At 64.4% G+C, this 15,194-nt stretch carries 14 protein-coding genes and 1 tRNA gene; 4 read left to right on the forward strand and 11 right to left on the reverse strand.

Going from position 1 to position 15,194, the window contains the following annotated elements; translation table 11 throughout:
- Positions 1-30 precede the first annotated feature (30 nt).
- On the forward strand, positions 31-2,763 hold the full coding sequence (locus MMG94_RS17865; RefSeq protein ID WP_016920191.1) for a glycoside hydrolase family 2 protein: 2,733 nt from the start codon (positions 31-33) through the stop codon (positions 2,761-2,763).
- Here MMG94_RS17865 and MMG94_RS17870 read toward each other — a convergent pair.
- On the reverse strand, positions 2,736-4,376 hold the full coding sequence (locus MMG94_RS17870; protein ID WP_016920190.1) for a phosphoenolpyruvate carboxykinase: 1,641 nt from the start codon (positions 4,374-4,376) through the stop codon (positions 2,736-2,738). The two genes, MMG94_RS17865 and MMG94_RS17870, sit on opposite strands and share 28 nt — an antisense overlap.
- Before the next feature lie 375 nt (positions 4,377-4,751).
- Here MMG94_RS17870 and MMG94_RS17875 point away from each other — a divergent pair.
- A tRNA-Tyr gene (locus tag MMG94_RS17875) sits at positions 4,752-4,836 on the forward strand.
- A gap of 44 nt (positions 4,837-4,880) precedes the next feature.
- Here the strand turns inward: MMG94_RS17875 and MMG94_RS17880 are convergent.
- The 7 genes from MMG94_RS17880 to MMG94_RS17910 form a co-directional block, all read right to left on the reverse strand.
- Positions 4,881-5,363 (reverse strand): PAS domain-containing protein, encoded by a 483-nt coding sequence (locus MMG94_RS17880; RefSeq protein WP_157212441.1) that lies wholly within the window; start codon positions 5,361-5,363, stop codon positions 4,881-4,883.
- Between the two features lie 315 nt (positions 5,364-5,678).
- A complete protein-coding gene (locus MMG94_RS17885) occupies positions 5,679-7,523 on the reverse strand; it encodes a peptidoglycan L,D-endopeptidase MepK (RefSeq protein ID WP_016920187.1) in 1,845 nt (614 codons plus the stop codon).
- A gap of 245 nt (positions 7,524-7,768) precedes the next feature.
- Positions 7,769-8,569: a hypothetical protein gene (locus tag MMG94_RS17890; protein WP_016920186.1), complete on the reverse strand. Its 801-nt coding sequence runs from the start codon at positions 8,567-8,569 to the stop codon at positions 7,769-7,771.
- 81 nt (positions 8,570-8,650) lie between these two features.
- A complete protein-coding gene (locus MMG94_RS17895; protein WP_016920185.1) occupies positions 8,651-9,598 on the reverse strand; it encodes an NUDIX hydrolase in 948 nt (315 codons plus the stop codon).
- A 44-nt stretch (positions 9,599-9,642) separates the two neighbouring features.
- A complete protein-coding gene (locus MMG94_RS17900) occupies positions 9,643-10,161 on the reverse strand; it encodes a tyrosine phosphatase family protein (protein ID WP_040579256.1) in 519 nt (172 codons plus the stop codon).
- A gap of 21 nt (positions 10,162-10,182) precedes the next feature.
- The gene (locus tag MMG94_RS17905; protein WP_040579255.1) at positions 10,183-10,809 is read right to left on the reverse strand and encodes an HD domain-containing protein; all 627 of its coding nucleotides are present in this window, start codon (positions 10,807-10,809) and stop codon (positions 10,183-10,185) included.
- Position 10,810: 1 nt separating this feature from the next.
- Positions 10,811-11,428: a DNA-3-methyladenine glycosylase I gene (locus MMG94_RS17910; RefSeq protein ID WP_016920182.1), complete on the reverse strand. Its 618-nt coding sequence runs from the start codon at positions 11,426-11,428 to the stop codon at positions 10,811-10,813.
- Between the two features lie 202 nt (positions 11,429-11,630).
- Between MMG94_RS17910 and MMG94_RS17915 the strand changes: the two genes are divergently transcribed.
- Both MMG94_RS17915 and MMG94_RS17920 read left to right on the forward strand, forming a co-directional pair.
- Complete coding sequence (locus tag MMG94_RS17915) at positions 11,631-12,161, forward strand: hypothetical protein (RefSeq protein WP_016920181.1); 531 nt, start codon at positions 11,631-11,633, stop codon at positions 12,159-12,161.
- 133 nt (positions 12,162-12,294) lie between these two features.
- Positions 12,295-12,690, forward strand: coding sequence for a DUF3126 family protein (locus tag MMG94_RS17920; protein ID WP_016920180.1), 396 nt, complete (start codon positions 12,295-12,297; stop codon positions 12,688-12,690).
- Here MMG94_RS17920 and MMG94_RS17925 read toward each other — a convergent pair whose 3' ends face one another.
- The 3 genes from MMG94_RS17925 to MMG94_RS17935 all read right to left on the reverse strand — a co-directional run bounded on the left by MMG94_RS17925 (position 12,691) and on the right by MMG94_RS17935 (position 15,193).
- Positions 12,691-13,326 carry a hypothetical protein gene (locus MMG94_RS17925; RefSeq protein ID WP_016920179.1) on the reverse strand — a complete coding sequence of 212 codons (636 nt, stop codon included), beginning with the start codon at positions 13,324-13,326 and terminating at the stop codon, positions 12,691-12,693.
- A gap of 24 nt (positions 13,327-13,350) precedes the next feature.
- Positions 13,351-13,737 carry a hypothetical protein gene (locus MMG94_RS17930; RefSeq protein WP_154419631.1) on the reverse strand — a complete coding sequence of 129 codons (387 nt, stop codon included), beginning with the start codon at positions 13,735-13,737 and terminating at the stop codon, positions 13,351-13,353.
- Positions 13,738-13,804: 67 nt separating this feature from the next.
- Positions 13,805-15,193 carry an ATP-binding protein gene (locus MMG94_RS17935; protein WP_016920177.1) on the reverse strand — a complete coding sequence of 463 codons (1,389 nt, stop codon included), beginning with the start codon at positions 15,191-15,193 and terminating at the stop codon, positions 13,805-13,807.
- Position 15,194: the final 1 nt, after the last annotated feature.

Here is a 15,194-nt window from a genome sequence, read left to right on the forward strand (position 1 = left end):
GGGCCGGATTTCCGGCCGGGGACGACGTCGGTGAAGAAAGCGCGCATCAGCCTCGACGGCATGTGGGACTTCCAATATCTTGGCAATGGCTCCACGCCCCGCGCAGGGATGCGGAGCATTGTCGTTCCGAGTCCCTGGCAGGCTCAGTTCGTCGATCTGAGCATGCGGGGCGGCGTTGCGATCTATCGCCGCGGCGTCGACGTGCCGGCGGACTGGCTGCGGCAGCGCGTCTTCCTGCATTTCGGCGCGGTTTTTCATATAGCGCATGTCTTCGTGAATGGCGCCTTGGTTGGCAGCCATGTCGGCGGCTTTCTTCCCTTCCACTTCGACGTGACGGAAAGGCTGACCGAAGGCCGCGCGGAAATCGAAGTCCGCGTCGAAAGTCCGACGGACGATCCCTCCGAATTTCCTCATACGCCTTTCGCCGAAATGCCTTTCGGCAAGCAGAGCTGGTACGGCCCGCTCTCGGGCATATGGCAATCGGTCTATCTCGAATGCAATCGCGTGGACCGCGTGACGTGCCTGCGCGTCCACGCCGATCTCGACAGTGGCGACGTCTCCGCGCAGCTTCGGTTCGAGCGCGCGCTTTGCGGGCGTACGGAAGCTGTTCTGGAGACAACGGGCCCGCAGGGGGAGCTTGTCGCCATGACGCGGCATGAGCTCGCCTCGGGCGCCGAACACGCGACTTTGCGCGCGCATATCCCCCAGCCTTCTCCATGGTCGCCGGACGCGCCCAATCTCTATCGGTTGCGCGTCACGCTGATGCGCAACGGCGAGGCCAATGACGAAAAGGAGACGGCTTTCGGATTCCGGAAGATCGAAACGCGTCAAGGAAAGCTCTATCTCAACGGCAAGCCGCTATATCTGCGCGCCGCATTGGATCAGGACTATTATCCGGATGCGATCTGCACGCCGCCGTCGCTGGAGTTTATCGAAGATCGCTTCCGCAAGGCGAAGGCGCTCGGCCTCAATGCGCTGCGTTGTCACATCAAAGCGCCCGATCCTCGCTATTACGAGGCGGCGGATCGGCTGGGACTCCTGATCTGGGCGGAGCTGCCGAATGGCGGCTATTCGACGGAGCGATCGCGTGAGCGCAAGGAGACGACGCTCAAAGGCATTATCGACCGTGACGGCAACCACCCGTCGATCTTCTGCTGGACCTTGATCAACGAAAACTGGGGCGTCGATCTCGTGCACGACGCCAAACATCGCTCCTGGCTGCGCCGGCTTTATCTGTGGCTCAAGGCCTATGACCCGACGCGCCTCGTTGTCGACAATTCGCCTCTCGCGCCGAGTTTCCATGTCCAGAGCGATCTTGCGGACTACCATTTCTACGCCGCCATTCCGGACAGCCGCCAGGATTGGGACCGCTTCGTCGACTCTCTCGCGGGTCGCGGCGCCTGGCTTTTCAGTCCGGAGGGCGACGCCGTGACGACGGGCGACGAGCCTTTGCTGTGTTCCGAATTCGGGAATTGGGGCCTGCCAGATCCGGAAAGGTTGAGCGACGCGTCGGGACGCGAGCCCTGGTGGTTTGAAACGGGCCATGACTGGGGCGAGGGGGTGATGTATCCGCATGGCGTCCAGAACCGCTTTCACGATTGGAGCCTCGACCGCGTCTTCGGAAGCTTCCAGGGCTTCATCGAGGCGACCCAATGGCAGCAGTTTCGCGCGCTGAAATATGAAATCGAGACCATGCGCCGACGCGGCGAAATCGCAGGCTACGTCATCACCGAGCTGACTGATTGCCACTGGGAGTCGAACGGCCTCCTCGACATGCGCTCCAATCCGCGCGTCTTTCACAACCTTTTCCACACGATAAACGCCGACACCGTCATCGTCCCGCAGCTCGAGCGCACCGCTTTCTGGTCAGGCGAAACGTTGCGCGCGCCGTTGCGCGTCGCCCATGGCGGCGGCGGCGCGCTGGAGGAGGGGACGCTCGAAATTCTTGCGGATTGGCCGCAGACGATCGCGACGCCGCGCATCGAGGCGGGAGCGGTCATCGACCTTGGCGTGGTATCGCTTCAGTTGCCAGAGGTCGAACGGCCGGCGATGCGGCGCGTGTCGTTCCATCTTCGCGCCGCCAACGGCGCGGTCGTCGCGCGCAATGAAATTGAATTCGCGATCCATCCGAAGCCCGCGCAAAGCGCAGCCTACGCTCTCTGGTCTCCTGAGAACGACGTGCGAGAGCGTCTGGGCGCGCTGGGCTATCGGCTTGCAGAGAGCGCCCGAGAGGCGGATGTCGTCGTGGCGCTCAGCAGCACGCCGGAGCTTGCCGCTTTCGTGCGCGGGGGCGGGCGCGCCGTTCTCCTGCCCGAGGAAGAAGGAACGCTCACTCCCTTCTTCCCGCATTGGCAAGGCGTGAAAGTGGTGGCGCGCGACGGCACGCTGTGGCGCGGCGACTGGGCGTCGTCTTTCGCTTGGCTTCGCCGGCGCGGGCCTTTCTCGGCTTTGCCCGGCGGGCCGATGATCGATCAGACATTCGATCGCGTCATCCCGACCTATGTCATCTCGGGCTGCAATCTGCTCGACTTCCATGCGCGCGTCCACGCCGCCCTGGCGGTCGGCTGGATTCACAAGCCCGTGGGTCTCGCCGTCGAACGAAATTATGGCGAAGGCGCCATCGTCATCTCGACCTTCCGCCTCTTGCGCGATGCGCCCGGCGCGGATCCGACGGCGACCGCGCTGTTCCACGCGCTTATCGAAGCGGCCGGCGCGAATCTCGCCAGAGCCGCGCATCAGCCCGCGAAGCTGGAATCGGCATAGAACCTTTTCGCCCTTCGCGCGCCGGGGCCCGCGTTCAATACGTCCTCGTCCACGAAGGACGCGAATGGTTGGAAATTGCGCTCGAACATGTCGACGAGTCTCGTCGCGCTTTCGGCATAGCGGCTGGCGGACGACCAAGTCGATGCGGGATCGAGGAGGCGCGGTTCTATTCCGGGCGCCGCGGTCGGCGTTGCGAGGCCAAAAAAGGGATCGATACGGAAATCGCCACGGGCCAGCGAACCATCGAGCGCCGCGTCGAGCAGCGCGCGGGTCACGCCGATCGGCATGCGTTCGCCTTCGCCATAAGGCCCGCCCGTCCACCCAGTATTGACGAGCCAGCAATCGGCTTTGTGCGCGGCGATGCGCGCGCGCAGCAACTCGCCATATACGGTCGGACGCCTCGGCATGAAGGGCGCGCCGAAGCAGGTGGAAAAGACCGCTTGAGGCGCGCGCAGGCCATTTTCGGCGCCGGCGACGCGGGCGGTGTAGCCCGAGAGAAAATGATAAATAGCCTGCGCCGTATCGAGCTTTGCAATTGGCGGAAGAACGCCGAAAGCATCGCAGGTGAGCATGACGACGTTCTTTGGATGGGGCGCAAGACCCTCTTTGGAGGCGTTCGTGATGAAGTCGATCGGATAGGCGACGCGCGTATTTTCCGTTTTTGAATCGTCATCGAAATCGACGCGCCGCGCTGTCGGATCGAAGCCGACATTTTCGAGGACGGCGCCGAAACGGCTGGCGGCCGCCTGGATCTCCGGTTCATGCGTCGCTGAAAGGCGGATCGCCTTCGCGTAGCAGCCGCCTTCAAAATTGAAGAGGCCCGTCTTGCCCCAACCATGTTCGTCGTCGCCGATCAGGACGCGTCGCGCATCCGCCGAAAGCGTCGTCTTGCCAGTGCCGGAGAGGCCAAAGAACACCGCCGAGCCGCTCTGGTGATCGTTGACGGCGCAATGCATCGGCAGGACGCCACTCATCGGCAGAAGGAAATTGAGAAAGGTGAATACCGACTTTTTGATTTCGCCAGCATAGCGGGTTCCGCCGATCAGCGCGACGCGCTTTGTGACATCCAGCGCGATCACGGTCTGCGAGCGGCATCCATGTCGTTGCGGATCAGCCCTGAAAGACGGAAGGGCGATGACGGTGAGGCCGGGCGTGCGCGATGACGTCGCGGTCGGCGGCGTGGGCCGAATGAGAAGGTTGCGGATGAAAAGCGAATGCCAAGCGAGCTCCGTGAAGACGCGGACGTCAAGGCCGCAGCTCGGATCGGCGCAGGCGGAGAGGTCCTGCACAAAGACGTCCAGGCCATGCGCATGCGCGACCATATCCGCGTGAAGCCGCGAAAATTGCTCGGGCGTCATTGACTGATTGCTTTCCCACCAGACGGTTTCTTCCGTAAGCGCGTCGCGAACGATGAACTTGTCCGTGGGGGAGCGGCCGGTGTGCGGCGTCGTCTCGACGATCAGCGCGCCGCTCGAGGCGAGTAAACCTTCCTTGCGGTGGAGCGCTTCTTCGTAAAGCCGGGCCGGCTCGAGATTGCGGAATGCAGGCTGCAATTCAGTGGAGTAAGCGTCGATCGACCTCTCCGTCGAACCTCTCGCCTGCGCGGTCATCATCCACCGTCCCTCTCAAGAGCCAACTCGCAGAAAACCTCGTCTCGCAGTCGGATGTTCCATCGCGGTCGCCGCATTAGCCCCGCCGCGCCAGCGGAGAACCATCCATAATGGAGAGAACCGGCGATTATCTTGTCCGGCGCATTGGGGGAGAGCGTCTTGGAGAAAGGCGTCTTGGAGAAAGGCGTCTTGGTCATGCGCGACTGGGACGGCAAATCACCCGTTCTGCGCCGCTGACGTCCAAGCTCGGCGGGGGTGTGCGGGCAAGGTGACAGAGGCATGAAATTGAGGTTGACAGGAGCGGCGTGAGCACCGCATATGCCGCTACCGATTGGCCGCCTTGGGCGCGCCATTCTCGCGCAAGCCGCGAGACGGACTGGGGGAATGTCCCGAGCGGCAAAGGGGGCGGACTGTAAATCCGCTGGCTAAGCCTTCGTAGGTTCGAGTCCTACTTCCCCCACCATCCAATTCTTATCAAAAGCGCAAGAGCCCGGCGCGGAGGCTGGGTCAATCCTTCGGGTCCCGCGCCTGTTTTAGCGCTTGTTCCGCCAGTTTTTGGACCGTGACGTCGATGGCGACGCCAATCAGGCGGGCCGGTCGGCCTTGGGAATCGCGCTCCACTTTTCCGCACTCGATATACCAGGCCGTGGAGCCGTCGCAGTTCCGGATGCGGACTTCAGTCTCGAAGCGGCCGTCTGGGTCGGCGAGCGCATCCCCGACGTCGGCGCGGAACCTCTCTCGATCCTCGTCATGGACGGCCGCGAGAACGGCTCTGAAATTATTATTGAAAGTTTCGCCCGCTGTGAGATCCATGGTTTGCGGATCGAGACGCGCCACCCGATCCTCGACAATGTCCCAGTCGAAGCAGATCATGTTGGCCGCGCTCAGCGCGAGTTGCAGATGGATTTCGTTCCGGTGCGCGCGGGTCGTAAATGCGGCGTATCGCTGGGAGGCGCGCTCGCTCGATTTGCGCGTGTCATGGCCAGACACAGTATACCGCCGAACGCCGAAATCATCCTCATAGGTCATCAAGGAGGCTGGAATCGGCTCACCTGGAAAAGCTTCTTTAAAGGCGGCGAGTTTCGCCAGGGCGGCCGCTCGGCGCTTACATCGGGGACGAGCCATCTCAGCACTTCGACTGTCTGACGCCCGTGCATTCGGCGAAAGCACGTCGGTCGGAGAGAGCCAGAACATGCCTTCTACAAAATTTATTATAATAGAACAATATCATAGCGCCTAAGCCGTCGGCTTTGGCGCAGCAATTTGGGGGGCGCCGCCGATAGGGGCTAAGAGGCTCCATGCAGCCTATTTCTTCTGATCGCCGTCTATCTTCTGGCGCGGATGGAGAGCGGGGGAGGAGAATTTGTCGGTCGGCGGGAGGGCGGGGGCGGCGAAGCCGACGAGATGAGCCGGACGAGTCGGCGGCAACAAGACGCTTGGTTCGGATGCGCGAGCCGCCGAGCGGACCGCGGTGATTGGGGCGCCGAGGACGGAGCGAGCCGAAGCGCGCGCCGTTGGCGTGGCCGCCGTCAGCGTGTTGAAGTTGGAGCGGTCGAGCCGGGCCGGCGCCAGATCGGATCCGCCCGCCGATTTTCGAGCGGCGCCGCCGTCATTCTCGTCGGGCTGCGGCGCGGCCGTCCGGACCCCGCCATGCGGCGCATAGGCGAGAGCCGCGTCGTCCTTGCCTTGCTGCTCCTCGGGCGCGTCCACGGCATGGGCGATCGCGTGAGAGGCGGTCCCGACTTGCGGTCGCTCGGGCGGCGTCGGAGCGTCATCCTGTCGGGAAGCGGCGGCGGCGAGGAAAGAGGGACGGCGCGGCGGCGTTGGGGCCTTCACAAAGCGGCGAGCGGCGGTCGCTTCGGCTAGGTTCTCCTGCGCGTCGTCAACGGAGGAGCGCAGCTCCTGGGCCGTCCCGGGCTCGGCGCTCGCGACCTCGGCGGATCTTTCAGTCAAGGGCGTTGGCTTCTCGATGGCCGGGCGTCCCGACGGCGGCAGAGGGACGCGGGCGTATTTGGGCCGCTTCGTTTCCTCCGGAGGCGCTTCAGCCCCATCCTCGGCCGGGGGAGCGGCGGTCTGCGGCGCGCGGACGGAAGGCGGCGCCACCGCGACGGCGCCGGTCGCCGTCATGGCGGTCTCGCCCCGAGGCAGGTCGGCCTCCGCGCGGGCGATCTGATTGCGGGCCCGCCGGCTCGTAGGCTGCTCGACCGCGCCCTCCTCGCCGCCCTCGGAATCTGCCTGCGCATTGCGCGAATTGCGAGGGGCGAGCGCCGCCCATTGCTTGCGGGTGCTCGGCGGCGGCGCGGCGATCTCCGCATCCTCGTCCTCGCCGCCGCCCATGCCGAAGAGCGCCGCAAAGAAGCCGCCGAACGTCCGGCGAGGAGCGGTCACGTAAGCGCCATTGCCGCGCGCTTCGATTTCAGCCCGCGCTTCCTCATAGCCCGGCAGCGGCTGGCCATTGGTGGGGAGATGAACCGTCTTGCCGTCCGGAAACAGGCGAACGAGCTGGTCGTAGGTCATGCGCGGCCAGGAGCGCACATTGCCGACGTCGAGATGGACGAAGGGCGTGTTCGCGGTGGGATAATAGCCTACGCCGCCGCGCTGCATCCGCATGCCGATCTCGCGAATATTGGACATCGGCATGCCGGGCATGGTCGTGTCCATCGCCTTGCCGAGCATATGCTGGGAATATTTGGCGACCGCGCGCGAACGGGCGCGGAGCATGGCGTTGGTTTCAGGAGAGCGATAAGCGGAGACGACGTTGATGACCTGATTGCCGGCGCCGGCGGAGCGGTAAGCCTCCCATACCACGTCGAACAGGCGGGGGTCCATATTCGTGGGCTCGTCGCGACGCCAGTCGCGCAGGAACCAATTCAGTTGCTGAAGGACATGGCTGTCATATTGACCGCTGACGAGGTAGGTCGCCGCAATGTCCTCGCCGGTATGCGCGTGGTGGAGATAGATTGTGCGCGTGTCGCCATTGGCGATCGCGGTTTCAGTGATGCTGGGAGAGAGGGTCGCGAAAGCCCCGGCCAAGAGGCCGAGGGCGAGGGAAAGCGGGGAGGCGGGTTTACGTTTTTCGCTGTCGCGAGGCGTCGTCAAGAGGATCGCTTCCCCGTCTGGCTTGGAGCCCGTCTTATAGGACGAACCCAAGGCTTTACTCCATCCCTTGTCCCGGAAGCCGGCGGAGAACCCGCTTGCGGGACGCCCCCGCTTTGCGGCGGCACGATTTTGCGGCGTCAGCCGATAGGAAGGGAACGGGCAGTCTGCGACGGATTTATGTCCACTGACCTCCAAGAGCTGGCTAGCCAGCCTGAGCTCCCCTCAAGCTAGTCGATTAGGGTAACATCGTGGCGAAAAAGAGCCCTGCAACCCGCGCGGACGCGCCCGACCAAGGTCTAGCGGGCGTCGCCGCGAACGAAGGCGGCGCTGAGAATCGGCTGCGCGCCGGCGATTATCGGCAAGTTTGCGGCTGCGGCGTCCTTGGCGGTGAAGGCTTCGGAGGGCGGCCGGCGGGGCGGCAGCGGCGCGTCGGCGACAGCGGCGGCTTGGCGCGCGAAGCCAGGAGCCGCTTCCGAGCGAGCGACGGCGTCTGAAGTTATGCGGGGGTCGGCGATGCGCGAGCGATCCGCCACCGCGACCCGGATGGAGCCCCGCGCCTGTTCGTCCGGCGCGGAAAAAGCGCCGGCGACGGCGGTCTGAACCTTGCGGGCGACATCGTTCCAGGAGCTGGCGCCCGCCGCCGCGCCGGGCGGCGGATTTGCGCTGGCGAGGGCTGTCGGCGCCGCCTGGCGCTGCTTGCGGGCGGCGATCAGCACGGGATTGTCGCCGTCGCAATTGCGCATGCCGACCGCAATCAGCTCGCGTCCGCTCAACACTCTGTATTCGCGCGTCAAATAGCCGAGCCGCGCCTGAACCGCCGCCGGGTAGGAAGCAAAGAGCTTGGCCGAAACGCCCTCGTCCGCTTCCCTGGTGATCGCGTTATAGGCTTGGTGGAACTTCACCTGCGCGTTGGGATAGACGCAGACATTGGGAAGGCTCAGCGCCAGCGTGCAGGCCGAGCGGCATTCATGCAGCCGCACCTCCCGGTTTTCGCGTCGATATTGCTCGGTCGCGGCTTCATAATCCGTGACCAGCCCGCCCACGTCCTTATAGACGATGACGGGGGCCGGAGCCGGCGGCGGCGAAAGATAGCCCAAGACGCACCTCTACGCTCTACGGACGCAACGCATGGAGGAAATCTTCACCATGTTGAGGTGAACAAATCTTAAAGAGCGAAATCAGCTCCTTATGCCCACGCGGAGGCCCGGCGAGGGCCGTTCTTGCAGAACATTGCGGCGAAAATGGAAAAGGGCGGCGGGACGTCCGCCCGTCCTTAACGACATCTCGCCGGTCGGCTCGACGATCGCCGAAGCTTCGACCAGGCGCCGAAAATTCTGCTTGTGCAGATGACGCCCGGCGATCGCTTCCACCGCGCGTTGCAGTTCGGTGAGCGTAAACGCCGCCGGCATCAGCTCGAAAATCACCGGGCGGTATTTCATTTTGGCGCGCAGCCGGCCCATCGCCGTCGCCAAAATCCGGCGGTGATCGTGCCGCATGGGCACGCCGAGCGGATCGATCCGACCGCGTTTCGCCGCCGCCTCCCGCCCGTCGCGCAGCGCTTCCTCGAGAAGCCCGGCCTCATAGAGCAGTTCATAGCGTTCGAGCACGTTCTCCTCATTGAAGCCCCGCGCGCCAAAGAGCAGGTTGACGCGCTGCAGTCGCGAGAGGCCCGAGGAAGAGACCGCGCTCGGCGCTTCGTCCACCCAGGGGGCGAGGCCGGGGGCGATCGTCGTCTCTATGACGTCGGGCCGGCCCCTGCGCCAATCTTCCCAAGGGAAGAAGTCGTGCCAGCGCCGCCAGGCGCCGATCGCGGGACGTTGGCTTTCGTCGCCAATGCGGGTCAGCGCGAGATAGCCGATCGAGACGACATGCGGGTCCCGATCGCCGGCGCGGGCGTGACGGCCCCGGTCGCCAAAAGTGTAAAGCTGCTCGACATAGCCCAAGGGGACCCCGGTCTGCTCGGAAACCCAGGCGCGAAGTCCAATCTCGAAAGTGCGGTGGCGGATCGGATCGAAGGGGCCCGAGGGCAGGGCGGCGACCGAGCCCGTATCGTCGGCGCGCGTCGTAAGAATCAGCGGCTCGTCGTCGCGAACGGCGACGATAGCCGCCGTCAGGCCGATTTCCACCGGCGGCGAAAGCGTCTGACTTTCTGTCTCCGACTGCGCCGTTGTCAGGCCAATTCAAGCGCGAAAGGCGCTCCCTCAAAGCAATCGGCCCCGCGCCCGATGGCGGCGACCGCCGCGACCATGCGGCCTTCGCGCCCGAGCCGTCGATCCGCCAGCGCGACGATGCGACGGTTGGGCGTCGCGGTTGGCGAGATGCGCCGTAATTCCTGGGCGAGTTCGAATTCGCAGCGGTGAGGCGCCAGCGCGCAGGCCGCGGCGTAGGCGGCCGCCGGGGATCGGCTCACTCCGGCGTAACAGTGGATGACGAGCGGATCGGTTTGGTCCCACTCCTCGATAAAGGCGAGCAGCCGATCGACATGTTCCTCCCCCGGGAGGACATGCCCGTCGATCGGCGCTTCGATGTCCGACACGGCGACCCGCAAATGCCGCTCGCGCGCAATCTCGCATGGACGCACCAGCGAGGCGCCGGCCGTCAGGATGGTGACGAGCGAGCGGGCGCCGGTCGCCCGCACCGTCTCGACCACTTTGGTCATGGAACAGACGTAAAGTCGCCCGTTCGACATTTCTGCCCTCTTGGTCTTCTTTTAGCCGCGGTCAATTTCATGGAAGCGGGCCAAGAACCGCGCTTGCGTCTCCTCGATCGCCGCGGGGGTTATATCCTCCGTCAGCGCCTGCGGCGAGATCGCAGGACGGCCGAAGATGCGCTCCGCTTCGCGCCGTGTAAAGCCGGCAAGAGTCACAGCCTCGAAAAACGCGGCCCCCCTGTCGGCCTGTTTCGCGAGCTTCGTCATGGCGGGCGTAGGGGCCGGCGGCAAGGAGAAGCGGAGCAGAATCGCCCCGAGAATCCGGTTTTCCACGGACTTGTAAGCGTCGCCAATGACCGCCTTGAAGGGCGAGATCATGTCGCCGATGACATATTCCGGGGCGTCGTGAAGGAGCATGAAGAGACGCTCCGCCCGACCGATCGAAGGCTCCAGCTCGGCTGCGATCCTTTCGACGAGCAGGCTGTGCTGGGCGACCGAGAAGATGTGGGGTCCCACGGTCTGACCGTTCCAGCGCGCGACGCGGGCGAGGCCGTGAGCGATGTCGTCTATTTCGATATCGAGCGGCGAGGGGTCGAGAAGGTCGAGCCGGCGGCCGGAGAGCATGCGCTGCCATGCGCGCGGCGGCGCGTCCCTTCTGGCGCGCCTCTTGGCCGGGGCGTCGGTCATGTCAGCCTTGGTTCCGGACATGGCAGTCGGCCAGATGGTCGTTCACCATGCCGACCGCCTGCATGAAGGCGTAGACGATGGTGGGACCGCAAAATTTGAAGCCCTTCGCCTTCAGGTCTTTGGAGAGGCGTTCGGAAATAGTAGATTGCGTCGGGACGTCGGCTATTCGTCGGGGCCGATTGTCGATCGGCGCGCCGTCGACGAAACTCCAAAGGTAATCGGAGAAACCCTGCGCCGCCTCAATGTCGAGCCAGGCGCGCGCGGAGAGCACGGCGCCTTCAATTTTAGCGCGATTGCGCACAATGCCGCCGTTCTGCATCAATTCGTGCACGCGGCGCTCGTCGAAACGCGCCATGGCGGCGGGATCGAAGCCCGCAAAGGCCGAACGGAACGCCTCTCTTTTTCGGAGGATGGTGATCCAGGACAAGCCCGCCTGGAAGCCGTCCAGAACCAGCTTTTCGAACAGCGCGCGGGAATTCCGTTCCGGCCGCCCCCATTCTTCATCATGATAGGCGACGTATAGCGGGTCGCGCCCCGGCCAGGGGCACCGCGCGAGCCCGTCCTCGTGCTCGATGACGCAATCACCCCAGCTCGTTGGTTTTTCGCGGGCGGGCGGCAAGAAGGAATTCTCCTCGTATCGGGGTGCGGCGACGACGTCCGGGCGGTTATCGCGCGTTCAGATTGCGTTCACAACCTCGTTGGGACTATCGTTGCGCCGCCGCAGACACGTCGCCGTCGCCTTTATTGGCGCGTCCTGTGCTTATTGCGCCGTCGAAAGTCGCTGCTGAAGATCCAGGCGGCTTCCATAAGGGGAGATTTATATGGTGATCCGTCTCGTTGTTTCCCGCGCTGCGGTAGGCCTCGTCGCGATGGGCCTCGGCGTGGCCGTTTCGGGCGAAGCCGTCGCCCAAGCCAATGTGCTGAAGGAATGCGGATCTCGTTATCAGGCCAAAAAGGCCGCCAATGAACTCGCCGGCCAGAGCTGGCAGGACTTTCTGAAGGAGTGCCGCGCGTCTCTCGCCGAGCCGGCCGCCGCCGCGCCTGCGGCCGAAGCGAAGCCGGCCGAGGCGGCCAAGCCCGCCGAGACCGCGGCTCCTGCGCCGGCTCCGGAACCCGCCAAGCCCGCCGAGACGGCTAAACCCGTGGAATCCGCCAAGCCGGCGGAGGTCGCCAAGCCGGCCGAAGCGGAGAAGCCCGCCGCCGATACGAAGGCCGCGACTCAATCCCGGCAGAAAAAGTGCGCCGCCGAGTGGAAGGAAAAGAAGGCCGAGCTGCTCAAAGCCGACAAGAAGCTGACCTGGCCGAAATATTGGAGCGCCTGCAACAAGCGCCTGAAGGAAGCCGGCGAATAATCGCCTCACGCTGATTTGCATTCGTCCGGCGACCCCGTTCGCCGGACGTTTCTTTTTTGGGCGCATGCATCTTGCCCGTCGACGGGCTTCGTGTCACACGACTGCAAAATACGAGCATCGGTCGGAGGCGGGAGTGGATAAAGGCGAGTTGCGAAAGCTGCAGGCGTTCCTGCGCCGCTCCTTCGGCAATGACGACATTCGCGTCACGCTCGATCCGAAAAATACCGAGAACGCCGCGGTTCATCTGGGCGAACGCAAGATCGCGGAAATCTCCGTCGATGACGAAGACGGCGATCGTTCGTTCGCGTTCGAGATGAAGATACCGGTCGGACGGGAAGTGCTGCAGTCCTATCTGCGCAAGCTTTTCGAGAACGACAAGCTGACGATCGTCGCGCGCGGCCGCAAAGTCGATTCCGTCGAGCTCAACGCCGATGGCGAGTTTCTCGGCGTGATCTCAGCGGACGACGCCAAGCTCTCGACCTTCACGCTGCAGATCGCGATCCTGGATTTCGATCTCGAGGAAGAATAATCAGCTCTTCTTCTTGCGCGCGCGAGCCGCGGTCATTTTCGACACCAGAGCTTGCGCGCCCTCATAGAGCGTTTCCCAACGCTCGAGCAGCGCCGGCGCGTATCTCAGCTCGACGTCGAATCCGCCTTCGCGAAAGACGGAAATGCACGCTTCGCCCGGGGCGCCGGCCTCCTGTTTTGGACAGCGGGCGAAAAAGTCGCGGCCGTCTGGAGGCGCGATATAAAGCTCTTCGGAATCGTAAGGCGAGCCTTGATCGAAACGCCGCAGGACGAGGACGCCGGGACCTTCAAGCGTCTCCGGCGTCAGGAAGCGCGCATAGAGCTTCGCCGGCCGCTCGCTCGGATCAATGCCGTCATCCTTGGGCGTCAACGTCAGTGCGACCGCGGCGGTCGAAGCCCGGTCCTTCGCAGAAAGCGGCTTGAAACTCGGAAATGCGGCGACGAAGCTCAGCCGATCCGCAAGCCCGCCCGCTCCGGTGGAGTCGTCGCGCGCATAGGCGCGGGCATAGGAGAATTTCACGCCCGCAAGTTCGGCCTGAACCATCGCGTCGGGCGCTTCATCCCTCATTACGAAGACAAGGACGGCCCCGAGCGCGAGGGCGATCACCAGCAATGCGGAGGCGATAAGCAGCTTCATTCGGGTCGTCCCGCCATGGTTTCGTCAGCTTGTGACGCGCCACTCGCCATTTTGTCGGCAGGCTTGCCCCTTTGCTTCCTGCGGACGCCCATTGACGAAAATCCTGTGCGTATAGTCGCGGCACGAGCCGCTTTCGGCGCCGGGAGTGACGAAGCCGTACGCGTCCTTTTCGCCGTTCCAGCTCTTGCGGGCGCCGGATGAGACGGCGTCCTGCTGCGCGGCGATCGCCGCCGCGCGATCTTTTTCGCTCAGCGACTGGCCGATCGCGCCGCCGATGACGCCGGGCGCGGGAGGCGCCGGAGCCGTAATGACGGGAGTGGCGGCGGCGGTCGGCGGCTCGGAAGTCGAACTGCAAGCGCCCGCGCCCAATGCGGCAAGAACGCACATCGCCAAGGTCGCTTTCGCGCGCATCGTCGACAAATCCCTATTCTCCAGAGGGTCCTCGAAATTCGCCCTATGCAGGATCGAGCGGCGGCTGTCAAAAACCGGGCAACTGCAGCTTTGCGCGAAGGCCGCCCGTGGGGCTGTCGTCCAACTCCAGCGCGCCGCCATACGCAGCGGCGAGGTCGACGACGATAGAGAGGCCAAGTCCCGAGCCTGGCTTCGTTTCGTCGAGTCGGCGTCCACGCTCCGTGGCCTGCGCGCGCAGATGCGGCTGGAGGCCGGGGCCGTCGTCGTCGATGGTCACGATCAGCGCGCTGCGGCCCGCGCCGGTGGAAAGCGATTCGATTCTGATGACGATCGAGACATTGGCGTCGGCCCATTTTCCGGCATTGTCGAGGAGATTGCCGACCATCTCCTCGAGATCCTGTCTTTCTCCCAGAAATCGCGCCTCCTGCGCCAGATCGCTCGAGAAGGCGACGCCTCTGCCGCCATAGATCTTGGTGAAGGCGCGCAGCAACCCTTCGACGGCGGGCGCAACTTGCGTCGCCGCACCCAATGCGCCGCCGCGCGCCGCCGCGCGGGCGCGGTCGAGGTAGAACGAGATCTGATCGCGCATGATCCGCGCCTGTTCGTTCACCTTGTCGGCGAGCGGCGACGGCGCGGCGCCAGCTTCGTTCATCATGACGCTCAGGGGCGTCTTCAGCGCATGGGCGAGATTGCCGACTTGAGTGCGCGCGCGTTCCAGAATGTCCCGATTCGCGCCAATCAGAAGGTTGAGTTCATCGGCGAGCGGCGCGATTTCGTTCGGATAGGCGCCTTCGATACGTTCGCGCGCGCCGCGCCGGATCGAGACAAGCTCATCCTGCAATTGGCGAAGCGGGCGCAGACCGAAGCGAACCTGAAATGCGGCGACCATCGCCAGTGCGATGGCGAGCGCCGCGAAGGCGACGATCAGCTCAAATTGGAAGCGCGTAATCTGCTCTTCGATTTCTTCGCTGCTCGCGGCGACTTGCACGAGATAGATTCCCGTATCGCCGGCGTCGATGACGCGCTCGATGATGCGCAGCCGCCTTCCGTCCGGACCCAGCGCATAGCCGCGCCGCGACCCTCCAATCTCCGCCTGCACGCCGAGATCGGAAAGCTTGGGAAGACGTTCGGCGAAGAGCGAACGCGACGCTTTGATCTCATGCGCCGCGCCGTCCATGCGCGTAATCTGCCAATACCATCCCGAGCCCGGCAGTTCGAATTGCGGATCGCCGAGCTGGCCGGGGCCGGTGCGGCCTTCCTGGCCGGACTCCGAAACGTCGGCGACGATCGCGCGTAAATAGACGTCGAGCCGCCGCTCGAAAATCTCCTCCGCTTCCTTGCGATAATAAGCGGTGAAAAAAACGCTCGCGACGAGCAGCACGACCGCGCTCAGCGCCGCGGCGGTGAGGAAAAGGCGCGTCGCGATGGAACGGGTCGTGACGCTCGGCAGGCGCATG

It is taken from the genome of Methylocystis parvus OBBP (assembly GCF_027571405.1).
GTDB lineage: Bacteria > Pseudomonadota > Alphaproteobacteria > Rhizobiales > Beijerinckiaceae > Methylocystis > Methylocystis parva.

What these genes read in the sequence shown, in the direction of transcription:
- MMG94_RS17930 (WP_154419631.1), bottom strand. Translation starts at nt 13,737, where the DNA reads ATGCGCGCGAAAGCGACCTTGGCGATGTGCGTTCTTGCCGCATTGGGC.
- MMG94_RS17900 (WP_040579256.1), bottom strand. Translation starts at nt 10,161, where the DNA reads ATGTCGAACGGGCGACTTTACGTCTGTTCCATGACCAAAGTGGTCGAG.
- MMG94_RS17870 (WP_016920190.1), bottom strand. Translation starts at nt 4,376, where the DNA reads ATGATGACCGCGCAGGCGAGAGGTTCGACGGAGAGGTCGATCGACGCT.
- MMG94_RS17915 (WP_016920181.1), top strand. Translation starts at nt 11,631, where the DNA reads ATGGTGATCCGTCTCGTTGTTTCCCGCGCTGCGGTAGGCCTCGTCGCG.
- MMG94_RS17925 (WP_016920179.1), bottom strand. Translation starts at nt 13,326, where the DNA reads ATGAAGCTGCTTATCGCCTCCGCATTGCTGGTGATCGCCCTCGCGCTC.
- MMG94_RS17935 (WP_016920177.1), bottom strand. Translation starts at nt 15,193, where the DNA reads ATGCGCCTGCCGAGCGTCACGACCCGTTCCATCGCGACGCGCCTTTTC.
- MMG94_RS17905 (WP_040579255.1), bottom strand. Translation starts at nt 10,809, where the DNA reads ATGACCGACGCCCCGGCCAAGAGGCGCGCCAGAAGGGACGCGCCGCCG.